General features: G+C 70.1%; 19 protein-coding genes. 11 read left to right on the top strand and 8 right to left on the bottom strand.

The window, feature by feature from the left end:
* Nucleotides 1–65: 65 nt before the first annotated feature.
* The 6 genes from alr to rpsF all read right to left on the bottom strand — a co-directional run bounded on the left by alr (nt 66) and on the right by rpsF (nt 5,483).
* A complete protein-coding gene (gene alr / locus JOD31_RS01345) occupies nt 66–1,172 on the bottom strand; it encodes an alanine racemase (RefSeq protein WP_204948524.1) in 1,107 nt (368 codons plus the stop codon).
* Nucleotides 1,173–1,191: 19 nt separating this feature from the next.
* Entirely contained in the window at nt 1,192–2,682 is a 1,491-nt protein-coding gene (locus JOD31_RS01340) for a replicative DNA helicase (protein WP_204948523.1), read from the bottom strand.
* A 226-nt stretch (nt 2,683–2,908) separates the two neighbouring features.
* Complete coding sequence (gene rplI / locus JOD31_RS01335; protein WP_204948522.1) at nt 2,909–3,508, bottom strand: 50S ribosomal protein L9; 600 nt, start codon at nt 3,506–3,508, stop codon at nt 2,909–2,911.
* Nucleotides 3,509–3,542: 34 nt separating this feature from the next.
* Nucleotides 3,543–4,514, bottom strand: coding sequence for a DUF2232 domain-containing protein (locus JOD31_RS01330; protein WP_204948521.1), 972 nt, complete (start codon nt 4,512–4,514; stop codon nt 3,543–3,545).
* 232 nt (nt 4,515–4,746) lie between these two features.
* A complete protein-coding gene (gene rpsR / locus JOD31_RS01325) occupies nt 4,747–5,004 on the bottom strand; it encodes a 30S ribosomal protein S18 (RefSeq protein WP_020185184.1) in 258 nt (85 codons plus the stop codon).
* Nucleotides 5,004–5,483 carry a 30S ribosomal protein S6 gene (gene rpsF / locus JOD31_RS01320; protein WP_020185185.1) on the bottom strand — a complete coding sequence of 160 codons (480 nt, stop codon included), beginning with the start codon at nt 5,481–5,483 and terminating at the stop codon, nt 5,004–5,006. The genes rpsR and rpsF overlap by 1 nt, the downstream gene beginning before the upstream one ends.
* Before the next feature lie 385 nt (nt 5,484–5,868).
* On the opposite strand from rpsF, the gene fabD reads away from it, so the two are divergent.
* The 11 genes from fabD to JOD31_RS01265 all read left to right on the top strand — a co-directional run bounded on the left by fabD (nt 5,869) and on the right by JOD31_RS01265 (nt 15,711).
* On the top strand, nt 5,869–6,819 hold the full coding sequence (gene fabD, locus JOD31_RS01315) for an ACP S-malonyltransferase (protein ID WP_204948520.1): 951 nt from the start codon (nt 5,869–5,871) through the stop codon (nt 6,817–6,819).
* A 37-nt stretch (nt 6,820–6,856) separates the two neighbouring features.
* A complete protein-coding gene (gene fabG, locus JOD31_RS01310; protein WP_204948519.1) occupies nt 6,857–7,594 on the top strand; it encodes a 3-oxoacyl-[acyl-carrier-protein] reductase in 738 nt (245 codons plus the stop codon).
* Nucleotides 7,595–7,862: 268 nt separating this feature from the next.
* Complete coding sequence (locus JOD31_RS01305) at nt 7,863–8,105, top strand: acyl carrier protein (protein WP_020185188.1); 243 nt, start codon at nt 7,863–7,865, stop codon at nt 8,103–8,105.
* A gap of 67 nt (nt 8,106–8,172) precedes the next feature.
* Nucleotides 8,173–9,438: a beta-ketoacyl-ACP synthase II gene (gene fabF, locus JOD31_RS01300; RefSeq protein WP_204948518.1), complete on the top strand. Its 1,266-nt coding sequence runs from the start codon at nt 8,173–8,175 to the stop codon at nt 9,436–9,438.
* 241 nt (nt 9,439–9,679) lie between these two features.
* Nucleotides 9,680–10,867 carry an endolytic transglycosylase MltG gene (gene mltG / locus JOD31_RS01295; protein ID WP_246482295.1) on the top strand — a complete coding sequence of 396 codons (1,188 nt, stop codon included), beginning with the start codon at nt 9,680–9,682 and terminating at the stop codon, nt 10,865–10,867.
* An 86-nt stretch (nt 10,868–10,953) separates the two neighbouring features.
* Nucleotides 10,954–11,844 (top strand): YicC/YloC family endoribonuclease, encoded by an 891-nt coding sequence (locus JOD31_RS01290; RefSeq protein ID WP_204948516.1) that lies wholly within the window; start codon nt 10,954–10,956, stop codon nt 11,842–11,844.
* 5 nt (nt 11,845–11,849) lie between these two features.
* Nucleotides 11,850–12,503 carry a guanylate kinase gene (gene gmk / locus JOD31_RS01285; protein WP_204948515.1) on the top strand — a complete coding sequence of 218 codons (654 nt, stop codon included), beginning with the start codon at nt 11,850–11,852 and terminating at the stop codon, nt 12,501–12,503.
* Nucleotides 12,504–12,630: 127 nt separating this feature from the next.
* Nucleotides 12,631–13,389 carry a right-handed parallel beta-helix repeat-containing protein gene (locus JOD31_RS01280; protein WP_204948514.1) on the top strand — a complete coding sequence of 253 codons (759 nt, stop codon included), beginning with the start codon at nt 12,631–12,633 and terminating at the stop codon, nt 13,387–13,389.
* A 236-nt stretch (nt 13,390–13,625) separates the two neighbouring features.
* Nucleotides 13,626–14,048 carry a nucleoside-diphosphate kinase gene (ndk, locus tag JOD31_RS01275; protein WP_204948513.1) on the top strand — a complete coding sequence of 141 codons (423 nt, stop codon included), beginning with the start codon at nt 13,626–13,628 and terminating at the stop codon, nt 14,046–14,048.
* 98 nt (nt 14,049–14,146) lie between these two features.
* A complete protein-coding gene (locus JOD31_RS01270) occupies nt 14,147–14,845 on the top strand; it encodes a TerC family protein (protein ID WP_204948512.1) in 699 nt (232 codons plus the stop codon).
* Nucleotides 14,846–14,943: 98 nt separating this feature from the next.
* Nucleotides 14,944–15,711, top strand: coding sequence for a TerC family protein (locus JOD31_RS01265; protein WP_204948511.1), 768 nt, complete (start codon nt 14,944–14,946; stop codon nt 15,709–15,711).
* A 160-nt stretch (nt 15,712–15,871) separates the two neighbouring features.
* Here JOD31_RS01265 and purN read toward each other — a convergent pair whose 3' ends face one another.
* Nucleotides 15,872–16,519 carry a phosphoribosylglycinamide formyltransferase gene (gene purN / locus JOD31_RS01260; RefSeq protein WP_204948510.1) on the bottom strand — a complete coding sequence of 216 codons (648 nt, stop codon included), beginning with the start codon at nt 16,517–16,519 and terminating at the stop codon, nt 15,872–15,874.
* A complete protein-coding gene (gene purM / locus JOD31_RS01255; protein WP_204948509.1) occupies nt 16,516–17,610 on the bottom strand; it encodes a phosphoribosylformylglycinamidine cyclo-ligase in 1,095 nt (364 codons plus the stop codon). Before purM ends, purN begins: the two co-directional genes overlap by 4 nt.
* Between the last annotated feature and the right edge of the window lie 52 nt (nt 17,611–17,662).

Genomic DNA, 17,662 nt, shown 5'->3' with positions numbered 1-17,662 from the left:
AACTCCCTGCGTTATCAACTGTTAATAATGGCGATCGCGCCAATCTCAGTCAACGCCAGTGAAGCTCAGCTCACGTACCGCCGCTCGTGCCGCCGCCCCGACCCTGTCAGCACCTCGTAGCCGATCGTTCCGCAGGCGCGGGCGAGGGCGTCGACGCCGATCGTGTCGCCGAGGATCTCGACCCACCCGCCGCGGGCGACCGTCTCTGGGGCGTCGGTGACGTCGATCGCGATGAGGTCCATCGATATGCGGCCCACATAGGGGCAGGGCACGCCGCCGACCGCCGCCGCGGCGCCGGGCGCGCCGTCCTCCGAGCCGCCGGCGCGAAGGACGCCGTCGGCGTAGCCGACCGACACGATCGCGAGCCTGGTGCGCCGGTGCAGGCGCTCGGCCCCGCCGTAGCCGACGACGGCGCCGGCGGGCGCCTCCCGCACCTGGGCCACGCGGGCCTCCAGCCGCACCACGGGTCGAAGCGCGGCGGGACGCCCGGCGATGGGATTGGCGCCATAGAGCGCGACGCCGGGCCGGCGGAGATGGAAACCCAGCCCCCCGCCGGATGTCTCCCGCAGAAGCGTGCCGGCCGAGTTCGCGAGGCTCGCCGGGACGCCGGGCGCCTGCGCGCAGAGGTCGGCGAACAGGGCGCGTTGGCGTTCGGTCTCGGGCCGCTCGGGTTCGTCGGCGCAGGCGAGGTGGCTCATGAGGAGCGACGGCGTGAAGGGCAGGCGGGGAAGGAGGTCGTGCGCCTGAGCCGGGTCGAGCCCGAGCCGCGTCATGCCCGTGTCGACATGCACCGCGGCCTGGCCGCGAGCGCCGCTCGCCGCGCGGAAGGCGGCCCATTCCAGAATCTCGTCGACGCAGCCCAGCACGGGGCGCGCGTCGATCGCGGCGAAAGCATCGCAGGCGCCGGGGGGCAGGCCGTTCAGCACGTAGACTGTCGCGTCGGGGACGGCGTCGCGCACCGCCCGCGCCTCGGACAGATGCGCGACGAAGAAGGTCTTGGCGCCCGCGCGCGCCAGCGCCGGCGCGGCCTTGGCGATGCCGATCCCATAGGCGTCGGCCTTCACCACGGCGGCGCATTCGGACGCGGGATCGAGCCGGGCGAGGAAGCTCCAGTTGGCGGCGAGCGCCCCCAGATCGATGGTCAGCCGGCCGCCGGCGAAGGATTCGCTCATCGCACGCGACCCGTGGGGTTCACATCTGGTCCGGCAGATGATCGAGCTGGGCGAGATTGCCGAAGCGCGTGAACTCGGCCTCGAACTGCAGCAGCACGGAGCCGGTCGGGCCGTGGCGCTGCTTGCCGATGATGACCTCGGCCTTGCCGGCGACGTTCTCCATCTCCGCCATCCACTGGTCGAACTCGGGCGTGCCTTCGCGGGGCTTCTTGTTCTTCACGTAATACTCTTCGCGGAACACGAACAGCACCACGTCGGCGTCCTGTTCGATCGAGCCGGATTCACGCAGGTCGGAAAGCTGCGGGCGCTTGTCCTCGCGGCTCTCGACCTGGCGGGAGAGCTGGGACAGCGCAATGATCGGCACGTTCAGCTCCTTGGCGAGCGCCTTCATGCCGGTCGTGATCTCGGTCATCTCCTGCACCCGGTTGTCGCCCTTCTTGGCGGAGCCCGAGAGCAGTTGGAGGTAGTCGACGACCATGAGGTCGAGGCCCTTGGAGCGCTTGAGCCTGCGGGCGCGGGCGGCGAGCTGGGCGATCGACAGGCCGCCGGTCTCGTCGATGAACAGCGGCACGCGCTGCATCTCGGCGACGGCTTCGGTCAGCTTGAAGAAGTCGCTCTCAAGAATGTCGCCGCGGCGGATCTTGGACGACGAGATCGAGGCCTGCTCGGCGATGATTCGGGTGGCGAGCTGCTCGGCCGACATTTCCAGCGAGAAGAAGCCGACGACGCCGCCGTTGATCGTCTTCATGCGCCCGTCGGGCTGCAGTTCGCCCTGGTAGGCGCTCGCCACGTTGTAGGCGATGTTCGTCACGAGCGAGGTTTTGCCCATCGCCGGGCGTCCGGCGAGGATGATCAGGTCGGAGGCCTGCAGGCCGCCCATCAGCCGGTCGAGGTCCGTCAGGCCGGTCGCGACGCCCGAAAGTCCGCCGTCGCGCTTGTAGGCGGCGGCCGCCATGTCGACGGCGGTCGCGAGCGCCTGCGCGAACGGCTGGAAGCCGCCGTCGTAACGGCCGGTCTCGGCGAGGGCGAACAGCCGGCGCTCGGCCTGCTCGATCTGGTCGCGCGGGGTGGCGTCGACGCCGGCGTCGAAGGCCTCGTTCACGAGCTCTTCGCCAATGCCGATCAGCGAGCGGCGGATGGCGAGGTCGTAGATCGAGCGTCCGTAGTCCTCGGCGTTGATGACGGTGGTCGCCTCGGCCGCCAGCCGGGCGAGGTACTGCGGCGTCGTCATGCCGCCGAGGTCGAGGTCCTGCGGCAGGAAGGTCTTGATGGTGACGGGGGTCGCGGACTTGCCGGCGCGGACGAGGCTGGTGACGATCTCGTAGATGCGCTGGTGCAGGCCCTCGTGGAAATGCCCCGGCTCCAGAAAGTCGGACACGCGCCAGAAGGCGTCGTTGTTCACGAGCAGCGCGCCCAGCAGCGCCTGCTCCGCCTCGACGTTCGACGGCGCCTGCCGGTAGGCGGGCTCGGGGTCCATCAGACGGCGGGCGAGAGAATCGGCTTGGGCCATGGCTGAGGTGTCTTCGGCTGCGACTGGTTTAACGGATCTTAACACGACGAGAACGAAGCGAGATCGCAGCCGCCGGAATCCCGCCGTCGTGCCCGATTCACACAAGCGGGAATATTGAGGCGCCCGAGTCGGTTGACTTAGGGGCAAGGCCGCGTCCCGGCCCGAAACGGAAAACGCCCGGCGCTGAGGCCGGGCGTCCGCAGATGAGTTCGACGTGGGAGAGCGCTCAGCGCGCCTCGTCTTCGTCGTCGCGCTCGCCGTCGTTGTCGTCGCGATTGCGACGGCCGCGACGGTCGTCGTCGTCCTCGGAGAAGGTCTCGAACGCCGGGCCTTCCTCACGGACCGACAGATCCTCGCCCGCGACCTGGCGCTCGGCTTCGGCCTCGGAACGGGCGACGTTGACCGAGACGGACACCTCGACCTCCGGGTGCAGGCGCACGGGGACGGTGTGGATGCCGATGGTCTTGATCGGGGTGTGGAGCACGACCTGGTTGCGCGCCACGCTGAAGCTCGCCTTGGTCAGCGCCTCGGCGACGTCGCGGGCCGACACCGACCCGTAGAGCTGGCCGGTCTCGCCGGCCTGGCGGACGAGCACCACCGTCGTGCCGTCGAGCTTCTCGCCGACCGCTTCGGCTTCCTGCTTGAGCTCGAGGTTGCGGGCCTCGAGCTGGGCGCGCTGGCCTTCGAACTTCTGCCGGTTGGCGTCGTTGGCGCGGAGCGCCTTGTGCGTCGGCAGCAGGAAGTTGCGGGCGTAGCCGTCCTTGACGCGGACTTCGTCGCCCATCTGGCCCAGACGGGCGATGCGCTCGAGCAGAATGACTTGCATGGTGGTCTCCTGAAGGTGTGAGGGGTTGGATCGGTCAGGGCAGGGGGGCGGTCGCCGTGGGCGGGGAGCCCGGCGGCGGACCGAAGCGCTTGCGGACGCCGATCGTCTGCTCCGCCACGCCGAGGACGGCGAGGAAGACGCCGACCCAGGGCTGGATCAGCAGCAGCGCGTAGACGCCGAAGAGGATGAGGCCGCGCGTCGGCATGGCGCGGGTGGTGACGTGGACCACCGCGAGGCCGAGCATGGCGAAAGCGACGAGGAAGGTCGCGGCGAAGAGCTCCGCGATCAACCCGACGAGGCCGGGGAGCAGCGAGGCGGCCGAAGCCCCGAGGAAGGCGAGGTCCGCCGTCCGGGGATAGGTCATCGCCGAGATCTGCGGCCAGGGCCGCACGAGACGGCCCGACGCACGGGTGATCCGCCCAGCGAGCCACAGGTTGAAGACCGACGACACCGTCCAGAGCGCCGCCGCCATGATCGGCAGGGCCGCGGTCAGGAGGTTGATCAGAGCCTCGCGGTTCTCCGGAGCCGGCAGCGCAGGCGCTCCGGGGCGGTCGCGGAAAAGCTCCTCGAACAGCGTCCTCAGCGCCGCGCGGTACTCCTCGAGCGAGGACGCGACGAGCGGGATCGACAGCGCGACGAGGGCGCCGCCGATGACGGCGCACCACAGCACGAGGCGGCCGATCGGATACCATTCGGTCGCGGCGCCGTCGGCGCCCGGACGGGCGAGCAGGGAGAGATAGGCGAGCCACCAGGCGGGGAGCCCGACGCCAACGGCGTGGAACGCGCCAGCCGACGCGCCGACCCCGAGGAACAGGGCGATCGCGGCGACGGCCGCGCCGATCAGTCCGGCGTGGTGGCGCCAGCCGAGCCCGGCCAGCAGGATGGGAAGCGGGGCGACGTAGAACAGGAAGACCGCCAGCGGCGATCCCGACGCGGCCGACGCGTAGAGCAACGCGGACGCAAGTCCGGCTCCGAGGCCTATCAGGAAAAGCGGGGCGTTGGTCATCGGTCGTCCTGCTGTCCCGCCCCGGCGTTCGGAGCGGTTAGGGCGAGGTCTCGAGCCCCGCCCAACGGCGCCGTCCGAAGACGTGCGCCTTGGGAATTGTCGTCATCCCGGACGGCGACGGAGCCGCCGAGCCGGGATGATCAGAAACAAACGCGCTTATCAGCGCGCGATCCCGGATCGCCGCTTTGCGGCGTCCGGGATGATGTAAAGGCGGGCGATCGCCCGCCCTTACTCACTTGATGACGTAGGGCAGCAGGCCGAGGAAGCGCGCGCGCTTGATGGCGCGGGCGAGCTCACGCTGCTTCTTGGCGGACACCGCCGTGATGCGCGAGGGCACGATCTTGCCGCGCTCGGAGATGTAGCGCTGCAGGAGACGCACGTCCTTGTGGTCGATCTTCGGCGCGCCGGCGCCGGAGAACGGGCAGGTCTTGCGACGGCGGAAGAACGGGCGGCGCTGCGTGCCGCCAGCCGAGGGAACGGTGGTCGCCATCACTCAGCCCCTTCGCTGCGCGGAGCGCGCTCTTCACGATCGCGGCGGAACCCGCCGCCGCCCGGACGCTCGCCGCCGCCTTCACGGTCGCGACGGAAGCCGCCGCGCTCGCCGTCACGGCCGCCGCCACGGGGGCGGTCGTCGCGGTCGTCGCGGTCGCGACGCTGCAGCATGGCCGACGGGCCTTCCTCGAGCTCCTCGACCTTCAGGGTCAGGATGCGGAGGATGTCTTCGCTGATGCCCTGCTGGCGCTCGAGCTCGGCCACCGCCGCGGCGGGCGCGTCGATGTTGAGCAGCGTGTAGTGGGCCTTGCGGTTCTTCTTGATGCGGTAGGCGAGCGGCTTCACGCCCCAGTACTCGGTCTTCTTGACCTGACCGCCGAGCCCTTCGAGCACGGCCTTGTACTGTTCGATGAGAGCCTCGACCTGCTGCGACGTCACGTCCTGGCGCGCCAGGAAAACGTGTTCGTAAAGCGGCATGAGGGTACGAACCTTCTTCCAGTGAACGACTGCCGTCCGGCGCGAAGCCCTCCGAGCCCGCGAAGGCTCGAACGAATTCTCGAAGGCGGAGACACGGGAGATCGGATCATGCGATCCTGGTCGGGCGGGTCCAAATGGCGGACACGCCCAAAACCTCTCCGTTCAGCCCCCAGCCGAACGACGCGAAGCGCGCCGTATAGGGGATTGGTCGTTTGGACGCAAGGATTAGCGGGCGCGAAGTCCATACAAGCGCCGCGGCGAGGCCTCCTCCTGAGGATTGAAGCCCTCGTCCTTGAAGCTTAGGCCAAGCCCGCCGCCTTGACACTTCCGCCCAAGGCCTGCTTTGCACGCCGCGACCAAGAAAAACACGACGAGGATCGCCCCCGTGAGCATCGCTTTGATCTTCCCCGGGCAGGGAAGCCAGCAGGTCGGCATGGGCCGGGCGCTGGCCGACAGCTTCGCGCCCGCCCGCGCGGTCTTCGAAGAGGTCGACGCGGCGCTGGGCCAGGCGCTTTCGACCGTCATCTTCGAAGGGCCGGACGACGCGCTCATGCTGACGGCCAACGCGCAGCCCGCGCTGATGGCGGTGAGCCTCGCGGCGATGCGGGTGCTGGAAGCCGAGGCCGGCCTCGACGTGTCGCGCCACGCCGCCTTCGTGGCGGGGCATTCGCTCGGCGAGTACTCCGCGCTCGCGGCCGCCGGCAGCCTGACGATCGCGGACGCGGCGCGGCTGCTGCGGATTCGCGGCGACGCCATGCAGAAGGCGGTTCCGGTCGGCGCCGGCGCCATGGCCGCGCTCCTCGGCCTCGACCTCGAGACGGCGCGCGCCGTCGCGTCCGAGGCCGCGGAGGGCGAGGTCTGCCAGGCGGCGAACGACAACGCGCCGGGACAGGTCGTCGTCTCCGGCGCGAAGGCCGCGGTCGAGCGCGCCATCGCAATCGCCAAGACGCGGGGCGCCAAGCGCGCGGTGCTGCTGCCGGTCTCGGCGCCGTTCCATTGCGCGCTGATGCAGCCCGCGGCCGACGCCATGGCGGAGGCTCTCGCCGGCGTGAAGATCGCTGCGCCGCGGGCGCCGCTGGTCGCGAACGTCACGGCGAGCCCGCTGACGGACCCGGAAGACATCCGCAAGCGCCTGATCGAGCAGGTTACCGGCGCCGTGCGCTGGCGCGAGTCGGTCGGCTTCATGGCCGGCGCCGGCGTCACCCGTTTCATCGAGATCGGCGCCGGCAAGGTGCTGGCCGGTCTCGTCAAGCGCAACGCGGACGGCGCGACCGGCGAATCCGTCGGCGCGCCCGACGACGTCGCGCGTCTCAAGAGCGACGGCGCGTTCGGGTGATTTCGGTTCGTCCGTCGGACGTTAAAGGATAAAGCTCATGTTCGATCTCACCGGGCGCACGGCGCTCGTCACGGGCGCGACCGGCGGCATCGGCGGCGCCATCGCCAAGGCGCTGCACGCGCAGGGCGCCGCCGTCGCGCTGTCGGGCACGCGCCGCGAAGCGCTGGAGGCCCTGGCCGCCGAACTCGGCGAGCGCGCGCACGTGCTGCCCGCCGACCTCAAGGACGGCGCCGCGGTCGACGCGCTTCCCGGCCAGGCGGAGGCCGCCCTCGGCGGCCTCGACGTGGTCGTCCACAACGCCGGCATCACCCGCGACAACCTGTTCCTGCGGATGAAGGACGACGAATGGGCGGACGTCATCGCGGTGAACCTCACCGCGGGATTCCGGCTCTACCGCGCCGCGGTCAAAGGCATGATGAAGCGCCGCCGCGGCCGGCTGATCGGCATCACCTCGGTGGTCGGCGTCACCGGCAATCCGGGGCAGGGCAACTACGCCGCCTCCAAGGCCGGCCTGATCGGCATGACCAAGTCGCTGGCGGCGGAGGTCGCGAGCCGCGGGATCACCGTGAACTGCATCGCGCCGGGCTTCATCGAGAGCCCGATGACCGACGCGCTGAACGACAAGCAGAAGGAAGCCTCGCTCGCCCACATCCCGCTCGGCCGCTTCGGCCAGGGCGCGGAGATCGCGGCGGCGGCGGTCTATCTCGCGAGCGACGAGGCGTCCTACGTCACCGGCCACACGCTGCAGGTCAACGGCGGCATAGCGATGATCTGACCGTCCCTCTTAGGGACGGCGGCCGCCCGGCGACTGGCGTGCGGCCGAGCGACATGATACCAGACGCCGGTCCTTTGTGGGGCGTCTGGTGCGACACGGAACTGCGGGATCCCCAACGCCGTTCGAGCCACGACGAAAAGGGATTGCCGGAACCGCCTTCCGCCTTCAAAAAGCCCTCTCGGAAGATTCGCGCCTCAAGACGAGATCGTCGGGCGCAATGTTCCGGCGAGACGATCTTCCGAACGAGAACCATCGAAGGATTACGTAGATGAGCGACATTGCCGAACGCGTGAAGAAGATCGTGATCGAGCATCTCGGCGTCGACGCCGACAAGGTCACCGAGAACGCGAGCTTCATCGACGACCTCGGCGCCGACAGCCTCGACACCGTCGAGCTCGTGATGGCCTTCGAGGAAGAGTTCGGCTGCGAGATCCCGGACGACGCCGCCGAGACCATCCTGACGGTCGGCGACGCTACCAAGTTCCTTGAGAAGAACGCCGCGCAGGCTTGATCCTGCTTGATGATCGGCGACCGGCGGGTGGCATGGTGAACGGAAAGCAGTTCCTGTGAGCGACGGCATGAGGCGCGTCGTCGTCACGGGCATGGGTCTGGTGACGCCGCTCGGGTCGGGCGTCGAAACGGTCTGGAAGCGTCTTCTGGCGGGCGAAAGCGGCGTCCGGAAGATCGACCAGTTCCAGGTCGACGACCTTCCCGCCCGGATTGCCGGCATCATCCCGCGCGGCGACGGGTCCGACGGGACCTTCAACGCCGACGACTGGATGGAGCCTAAGGAGCAGCGGAAGGTCGACGACTTCATCGTCTTCGCCGTCGCCGCCGCCGATCAGGCCCTCGCCGACAGCGGCTGGAAGCCCGAGACCGACGACGACCGCTATGCGACCGGCGTCCTGATCGGCTCCGGCATCGGCGGCCTTCAGGGCATCGAGGAGGCGTCCCACGTCCTCCGCGACAAAGGTCCGCGCCGCCTGTCGCCGTTCTTCATCCCCGGCCGTCTGATCAACCTGGCCTCCGGCCATGTGTCGATCAAGCATGGCCTCAAGGGTCCGAACCACGCGGTCGTCACGGCTTGCTCCACCGGCGCGCACGCCATCGGCGACGCCGCCCGGCTCATCGCGCTCGGCGACGCCGACGTGATGGTCGCGGGCGGCACGGAGTCGCCGGTCTGCCGCCTCGCGGTCGCCGGCTTCGCCGCGTGCCGGGCGCTCTCCACCGCCTTCAACGACGAGCCGGAACGCGGCTCCCGGCCTTACGACCGCGCCCGCGACGGCTTCGTCATGGGCGAGGGCGCCGGCGTCGTCGTGCTCGAGGAGTTCGAGCACGCCAAGGCGCGCGGAGCCAAAATCTACGGCGAAGTCATCGGCTACGGCCTGTCCGGCGACGCCTACCACATCACGTCCCCGTCGCTCGACGGCGACGGGGCCTATCGCTGCATGAAGGCCGCGCTCAAGCGCGCCGGCGTCTCGCCGGGCGAGATCGACTACATCAACGCCCACGGCACCTCGACGCCGCTCGGCGACGAGATCGAGCTCGGCGCCGTCACCCGGCTCGTCGGCAACGCCGCGGCCGAGATGACGATGTCGTCGACAAAGTCCGCGATCGGGCATCTGCTCGGCGCCGCAGGCTCGGTCGAGGCGATCTTCTCGCTGCTGGCGATCCGCGATCAGATCGCGCCGCCGACGCTCAATCTCGAAGACCCTTCGGTGGAAACCGCGATCGACCTCGTTCCGAAGACGGCGAAGCCGTTGCCGATCGAGGTGGCGCTCTCGAACTCGTTCGGGTTCGGCGGCACCAACGCGTCGCTGGTGTTCCGCCGCCATCACGCCTGAGCGACGGGGCGAGATTCGCCACAATGGCGCCTAGAGTGGGCGATCGACGGACGATTCACGGCGGCGCGCGAGCCGCCCGCAAGACTTGGAGACCGCGTTGACGGACGAGGGCACGGCTCCCGAAAACAAGCGTCCCGTCCCGGTCACGCCCGTGACCCCGACATCGCAGGCCACGACGCCGGCCCCGAAGCCGACGTTGTCCGGCGCGGGTCAGGCCGAACCGCCCCCGGCGGATCGTCGGATGGCGTCCAAGGGTCCCGAGACTCCGCCGCCTCCGCCGCCCGCGAAGAAGCGCCCGCGCCGGCGGCACGGCGCCGTCGTCGGCTACCTCAGCGGCATCTTCACCTTCCTCAGCCTCGTCGCGCTCGCGGCCGGCGGCGCGTTCTACTACGGCAAGCTGACCTTCGATCAGCCGGGGCCGCTGGCGCAGGAGACTTCGATCCTGATCCCGCGCAATCAGGGCGTCTCCGAGATCTCGGAGCAGCTCGCCCGCGCCGGCGTGATCGACCATCCCAAGGTGTTCGAGATCGGCGTCCGGCTCTACCGCAACAACGACAAGCTGCGGTACGGCGAGTACGGCTTTCCCGCCGGCGTCTCCATGCGCGAGGCGATGGAGATCCTGGTCTCCGGCAAGGCGATCGAGCACGCGCTGACGATCCCGGAAGGCCTCACCAGCCTGCAGATCGTCGAGCGCCTGCGCGAGGCGCCGCTGCTGACGGGCGACGTCAAGGAGACGCCGACCGAGGGCTCGCTGCTGCCCGAGACCTACCGCTACACCCGCGGCATGTCCCGCGCGCAGCTGATCTCCCGCATGCAGCAGGAGCAGAAGGACCTGCTGGAGCGCGTGTGGCGCGAGCGGGACCCCGCGGTGCCGGTCAAGACGCCCGCGGACCTCGTCACGCTCGCCTCGCTGGTCGAGCGGGAGACCGGAATAGCGGAGGAGCGCGCCCGGGTCGCGGCCGTGTTCGTCAACCGGCTGACGAAGGGCATGCGGCTCCAGTCCGACCCCACGATCGTCTATGGCCTGGTCGGCGGCCGCGCGACGCTCGGGCGCAGCCTCACGCGCGCCGACATCCAGTCGCGCACGCCGTACAACACCTATGTGATCACCGGCCTGCCCGCGGGTCCGATCGCGAACCCCGGACGCCAAGCGCTCGAAGCGGCGGCGCAGCCGGCCAAGACCGGCGAACTCTACTTCGTCGCTGACGGGTCCGGCGGCCACGCCTTCGCCAAAACGCTGGTCGAGCACAACCGCAACGTACAGAAGTGGCGCCAGATCGAGCGCACGCGCGGCGCGCCGGCCGACCGCGTGGCCCCCGACGACGCGGCGCCGGAGCCCGACGGCGCGGCGGCCGAGACCTCGCCGTCGAGCGCCGCCCCGGCGTCTTCGACGCCCCCCGCCAAACCCGAGCGGCGTCGCGGCGGCTGAGGCCGGCCCGGTCGCCGCCGCCTGTTCGACACCTGCCGCGCCGAGAACGGGTTCGACCGGGCGCCGCGAGCCTTAAGGACCGATCCATGCCCCTCGCCAGCATGACAGGCTTCGCGCGCCTCGCCGGAAGCCGCGGCGACCTGCGCTGGACCTGGGAGATCCGCAGCGTCAACGCCAAGGGGCTCGACCTGCGGCTGCGGACCCCGCCGGGCTTCGACGCGATCGAACCCGCCGCGCGGCAGGCGGCGGGCCTCCGCCTCCATCGCGGAACGGTGCATGCGACGCTGACGGTCGACAGGCCGGCGCGCACGGGCGTCGCGCGGGTGAACGAGGAGGCGCTGGCGGCCGTCGTCGCGGCGGCGCGGGCGATCGCGGAGCGGCTGCCCGATGCGGGGCCCGTCTCCATCGACGGGCTGCTCGCCCAGCGCGGCGTGGTGGAGTTCGTCGAACCGGAAGACGACCTCGCGGAGCGCGCCGCGCTGGAGGCGGCGGTGCTGGCGGATTTCTCGGCCGCGCTCGACGCCTTGGTCGTGGCGCGCGCCGGGGAGGGCGCGGCCCTGGAGGCGATCCTCACCGAGCGTCTCGCGACCATCGAGACGCTGACCGCCAACGCCGACGCCTGCCCGGCGCGGCGGCCCGAGGCGGTGGCGAAGAAGCTCGCCGATCAGGTCAGGGCGCTGGTCGGGACCGGCGTCGCGCTGGATCCGGACCGGCTGCACCAGGAAGCCGCGCTCATCGCGACCCGCGCCGACGTGCGGGAGGAGATCGACCGGCTCGTCGCCCACGTCGCGGCCGCCCGCCAGCTCCTGGGCGAAGGCGTCGCCGTCGGTCGCCGGCTGGATTTCCTGGCGCAGGAGTTCGGCCGCGAGTCGAACACGCTGTCGGCCAAGTCCAACGACCGCAGCCTCACGGCGATCGGCCTCGAGCTCAAGGCCGTCGTGGAGCAGTTCCGCGAGCAGGTCCAGAACGTGGAGTGACCGACATGGCGCCTTCGGAGACCGGCCCTGCGCGCCGCGGGGTCCTGCTGATCCTGTCGTCGCCCTCCGGGGCCGGCAAGTCGACGCTGACCCGCGCGCTGCTCGACACCGACAAGGAGATCACGCTGTCGATCTCCGCCACGACGCGGCCGAAGCGCGCGAGCGAGGCCGACGGCGTGCACTACCATTTCATCCGCCAGCGCGAGTTCGAGGCGATGCGCGACGAGGGCGAGCTTCTGGAGTGGGCGGAGGTCCACGGCAATTTCTACGGCACCCCGCGCGCGCCGGTGGAGGCCGCCCTGACCGTGGGGCGCGACGTGCTGTTCGACATCGACTGGCAGGGCGCGCAGCAGATCTGCGGCGCCATGCGCAGCGACGTCGCGACGGTGTTCGTGCTGCCGCCCTCCGCCAAGGAGCTGCGCTCGCGGCTCGAACGGCGCGCCGAGGACTCCGCCGAGGTGATCGACCGGCGCCTGCGCAACGCTGCCGTCGAGATCAACCATGTCGGCGAGTACGACTACGTCGTCGTCAACGCGGATTTCGAGGACTGCCTCAACCGCGTGCGCGCCATCCTCCAGGCCGAGCGCATCCGCCGCGTTCGCCAGCCGCGGCTGATGGCGGACGCGGCGCAGCTGGTGAAGGACCTCGACGCCGTCTGAGGGGAGCAACGGGCCGCCTGGGCGTCGCTGAAGATCGGGGCTCTCTAAAGTCTAAACACTTAGAGCTGCTGCATCTGCCTGAAATTCGGCCATAGTGCCCTCCGCATTACATGTCGGGGGACGTTAAATGTGCATTCGGGGACTTCTTCTGTTCGCGATCGTGGCCGCCGCCGCGGTCTTTCAGGCGCCGTCGGCCTTCGCGCAGGCGACGCGCACCTGGGTGTCGGGGGTCGGGGACGACGCCAATCCGTGCAGCCGCACGGCGCCCTGCAAGACCTTCGCGGGCGCGATCTCGAAGACGGCGGCGGGGGGCGAGATCAACACGCTCGATCCCGGCGGCTTCGGCGGCGTGACGATCACCAAATCGATCAGCATCATCTCGGTCCACAACGCGGGCGTGCTGGTGGCGGGCGCGAACGGGATCACGGTGAACGCTCCCACGGGGTCTGAGGTCTATCTCGAGGGGCTTTCGATCGAAGGGCTCGCGAACGGAACGATCCCGGGGCTGAACGGCGTGCGGATGATCGGAAGCGGCAAGCTGACGATCCGGAAGTGCGCGATCCGGAACTTCAGCGACAACGCCGTCTTCGCCGCGGGCCTCGACGGGGCGCGCGTGGTGATCGACGAGTCGTACCTGACGGGCAGCGCGGACGGCGTCCGGGTCGCCGCGGCGGCCGGGACAAATGAGGTCGCCGTGTCCCGAAGCCTGATCGAGGGCAACATACGAGGCGTCACAGCGGTCGGCGGCGGCAACGCCGTGACGCTGGCCGATAACATCCTGCGCAACGGGACCGACCTGGTCGTGAAGAGCGGCGCGACGGCCGTCTCTTTCGGCGGCAATGTCATCGCCAGCGGGGCTCCCACGCAGACCGTAGCGCGCAAATAGGGCCGCCCGAACGCTCTGAGCCGTCATCGGCGAGACGAAAAACGGCGGGCCGACGGCCCGCCGCATTCGTTTCAGCCTCGAAGACGCCGGGTCACGGGCGCCTGCGCGCCGCAGACCCTTCCGCCGCCGCCGCCGCCACGTTATAAGCCCGCGCGTTTTCCGCAGTTTCTCGCGCGGCGGGCGGCCGGTTCCCGGCCGGGCCTTGCGCGCATCCTTCCAGACCACGAGGCGATCCAATGGCTCTCGAGCGCACCTTCTCCATCATCAAGCCCGACGCGACCCGCCGGAACATCACCGGCAAGGTGCTGTCCTACATCGAGGCCGCCGGCCTGCGCGTGATCGCCCAGAAGCGCCTGCAGCTCACCAAGGAGCAGGCCGAAGGCTTCTACGCGGTCCACAAGGAGCGGCCGTTCTTCAACGACCTCGTCAGCTTCATGATCTCCGGTCCGGTGGTGGTGCAGGTCCTCGAGGGCGAGAACGCCGTCGCGAAGTACCGCGACGTCATGGGCGCGACCAACCCCGCGAACGCGGCCGAGGGCACGATCCGCAAGGACCTAGCCGAGTCGATCGAGGCCAACTCGGTGCACGGCTCCGACGCGCCGGAGACCGCGAAGGAGGAGATCGCCTACTTCTTCAAGGACGAAGAAATCGTCGGCTAAGCGGCCGCCAATCTTCCAGAATACGGCATGCCACGACTGGCGGCCGTGCGACCGGCGTGCGACAAAACGCGCCGGTCGTTTCTTTTGAGAGGCAGACGATGAATCTCGGCTCGGTGGACTGGCTCGCGCTGGGCGAGATCATCTGGATCAACGCTCTCCTGTCGGGCGACAACGCGGTCGTCATCGCCATGGCCTGCCGCGGGCTGCCGAGCGGCCAGCGCAAGATGGGGATGATCCTCGGCGCCGGCGTCGCGATCGCGCTTCGCATCCTGTTCACGGTCATCATCGTGGCGCTGCTCGGGGTGCCCTACCTCAAGATCGTCGGCGCGCTCGCTCTGCTGTACATCGCGGTGGACCTGCTGACGCCCAGCGGCGAGGGCGAGGGCGACGTGAAGACGTCGGAGAGCCTGCTGCGCGCGGTCGGCACGATCGCTGTCGCAGATGTGGTTATGAGTCTCGATAATGTGATCGCGATCGCGGGCGTCGCCGGCGATCACTTCGGGCTTCTCATCGCCGGTCTTGTTATCTCGGTGCCGATGATCGTCGCCGGCAGCGCCGTCATCCTCGCGGTCATGGACCGGTTCCCGCTCATCGTGTGGGCCGGCGCGGCGCTTCTCGGCTTCGTCGCCGGCGAGATGCTGGTGGACGACGTCGCGTTGGTCGACCGGTTCGGCGGCGAGTACGTCCACAGCTGGGAGACGACGGCGGCCGTCACCTTGGCGGTCGTGGTCGTGGCGGTCGGATGGCTCGTCCGGCGGGCGAAGACCCGCAACGGCCGTCACAGCGCTGCGTCCTGAGGGCCGCCGCGACAGGGACGTGACCCGGAGGGGCCGCGCTCCCGGCTCGCCTTGAACGTCAAACGTGCGCCGCGAACGGGCGGCTTAAGGGGATGCGCATGGAATTCAATTTCGCGTTCGATCAGCCGACGTTCTGGATCTCGCTGCTGCAGATCATCTGGATCGACCTGCTGCTGTCGGGCGACAACGCGGTCGTCATCGCTCTCGCCTGCCGCAAGCTTCCCGCCGACCAACGCAAGCTCGGCATCCTGCTCGGCGCCGGCGCCGCGGTCGCGCTGCGCATCATCTTCGCCTTCTTCATCACCTTCCTGCTGGGCGTGCCCTTCCTGAAGGTGGCCGGCGGCCTGCTGCTGTTCTGGATCGCGATCAAGCTCGCGACCGACGAGCAGGAGGACCACGCGGACGTCGAGGCGAGCGCCAACCTCTGGGGCGCGGTGCGCACCATCGCGATCGCCGACGCCGTGATGAGCCTCGACAACGTGGTCGCGATCGCCGCGGCGGCGAAGGGGCATCCCGAGCTCTTCATCTTCGGCCTGCTGCTGACGATTCCGCTGATCATCGCGGGCTCGACCCTGCTCAGCGCCATCCTGCAGAAGTTCCCGATCCTGGTGTGGATCGGCGCGGCCCTGCTCGGCTGGATCGCCGGCGAGATGATCCTGGGCGACGTCGTCGTCATCAACTGGCTGAAGGGCTTCGACCCGTCGCTGCTGATGCCCGATCCGGAGCAGGACATCGGCGTCACGGCGGTGAAGTGGCTGCACTACGCCGCGGCCGCGGCCGGCGCGATCCTCGTGCTCGCCGTCGCCTTCGTGATCAAGCGCCGCCGCCACGCGACGGTGGAAGGCACGATCAAGGACGCCTCGTAAGGCCGGCGCGAGGAGCCTTCGGGCTCCTCGTCGCTCCGCCAAGGCCAAGCCAGAGACGAAAACGGCCGGCGCTAATGCGCCGGCCGTTTTGCCTTGTAGGGATGTGTGGAGCCGCGCCGTTGAGGCGCCGCTCGCGATCTCCGAGATCGCGCGAAGGCCCTCAGGGCCAGATCAGGGCCGTCGCATGGGCGTCGTCGCCGGCGTCCACCTTCACGCGGTCGCCGTCCAGCCGAACGCGGCCCTGCGCCCAGAGCTTAAGCGCCCGGACGTAAAGCAGATGCTCCGCGGCGAGCACACGGGCCGCAAGCGCGTCCTCGTCGTCCCCCTCGAGCACGGGCACCGCCGCCTGGGCGATGATCGGGCCGGAGTCCATCTCCGGCGTCACCACGTGCACGGTGCAGCCGTGGAGCTTCACCCCGGCGGCGAGCGCGCGGGCGTGGGTGTCGAGCCCCTTGAAGCTCGGCAGCAGGGCCGGGTGGATGTTGATCAGCCGTCCCGCCCAGCCGGCGATGAAGCCGTCGGTCAGGATGCGCATGAAGCCGGCGAGGCAGACGAGGTCCGGCTCGACGTCGCGCAGGGCGGCGTCGAGCGCGGCGTCGAAGGTCGCGCGGTCGGCGTAGGCCTTGTGGTCGACGACCACGGTCGCGATCCCGGCGCGCGCGGCGACCGCCAGCGCTCCGGCGTTCGGCCGGTTCGAGATCACGGCCACGATCTCGGCCGGAAACGCCGGCTCCGCCGCGGCGTCGATCAGGGCCGCCATGTTGGAGCCGCGGCCGGAGACCAGGACCGCGACGCGCAGCCGGCTCATGGCGTGGGCGCGTCCAGCGCCAGCGCGCCGGTGAAGCGCACCGGATCGTCGGCGCGGGAAATGGTCACGATCTCGCCGATGCGGACCGGCGCTTCGCCTTCGGCCTTCAGCGCGGCCTCCACCGAAGCCGCCTCGCCGGCGCCGACCACGACGACCATGCCGACGCCGCAGTTGAACGTCCGCAGCATCTCGGGCTCGGCCACGCCGCCCGCGCTCGCGAGCCAGCCGAACACCGGCGGGACGGAGATGGCGGACAGGTCGATCTCTGCGCCAAGCCCGTCCGGGAGCACGCGCGGCAGGTTGTCGGGCAGTCCGCCGCCGGTGATGTGCGCCAGCGCCTTGATGGCGTGGCCGGCCTTCAGGGCGGCGATCAGCGGGCGGACATAGAGCTTGGTGGGCGCGAGCAGCGCGCGGCCGAGCGTCGTCTCCGGCGCGAAGGGCGCCGGCGCGTCGAGACCGAGCCCCGAACGCGCCACGATGCGGCGAACGAGGGAGTAGCCGTTGGAATGGACCCCGGAGGAGCCTAGGCCGAGCAGCACGTCGCCGGCCGTCACGTCGCGGCGCGGCAGCAGCTTGCCGCGCTCGGCGGCGCCCACGGCGAAGCCCGCGAGGTCGTAGTCGCCGTCGGCGTACATGCCCGGCATCTCGGCGGTCTCGCCGCCGACGAGCGCGCAGCCCGCCTCGATGCAGCCTGTGGCGATGCCCTTCACCACCTCGTAGGCGGTGTCGCCCGAGAGCTTGCCGCAGGCGAAGTAGTCCAGGAAGAACAGCGGCTCGGCGCCCTGCACCACCACGTCGTTGACCGACATGGCGACGAGGTCGATGCCGATGGTGTCGTGCAGGCCGGTCTCGATCGCGATCTTGAGCTTGGTGCCGACGCCGTCGTTGGCCGCGACCAGGATCGGGTCGACGTAGCCCGCGGCCTTCAGGTCGAACAGCCCGCCGAAGCCGCCGATCTCCGCGTCCGCTCCGGACCGCCGGGTCGCGCGCACGAGCGCCTTCAGCCGCTCCACCAGCGCGTTGCCGGCGTCGATGTCGACGCCCGCGTCGGCATAGGTCAGGCCGCCGCCGGTTTTCGTGCTCTCGGCCATGGATCTCAGCTCCGCGTCGCTTTGGGTCGACCCCTTAGACCGACGCCGGAAG

The sequence above is a fragment of the Methylopila capsulata genome (assembly GCF_016907975.1).
GTDB classification, from domain to species: Bacteria; Pseudomonadota; Alphaproteobacteria; order Rhizobiales; family Methylopilaceae; genus Methylopila; species Methylopila capsulata.
Note: the sequence above shows the minus strand (reverse complement) of the source record. Positions and strands in the feature narration are given on the sequence as shown.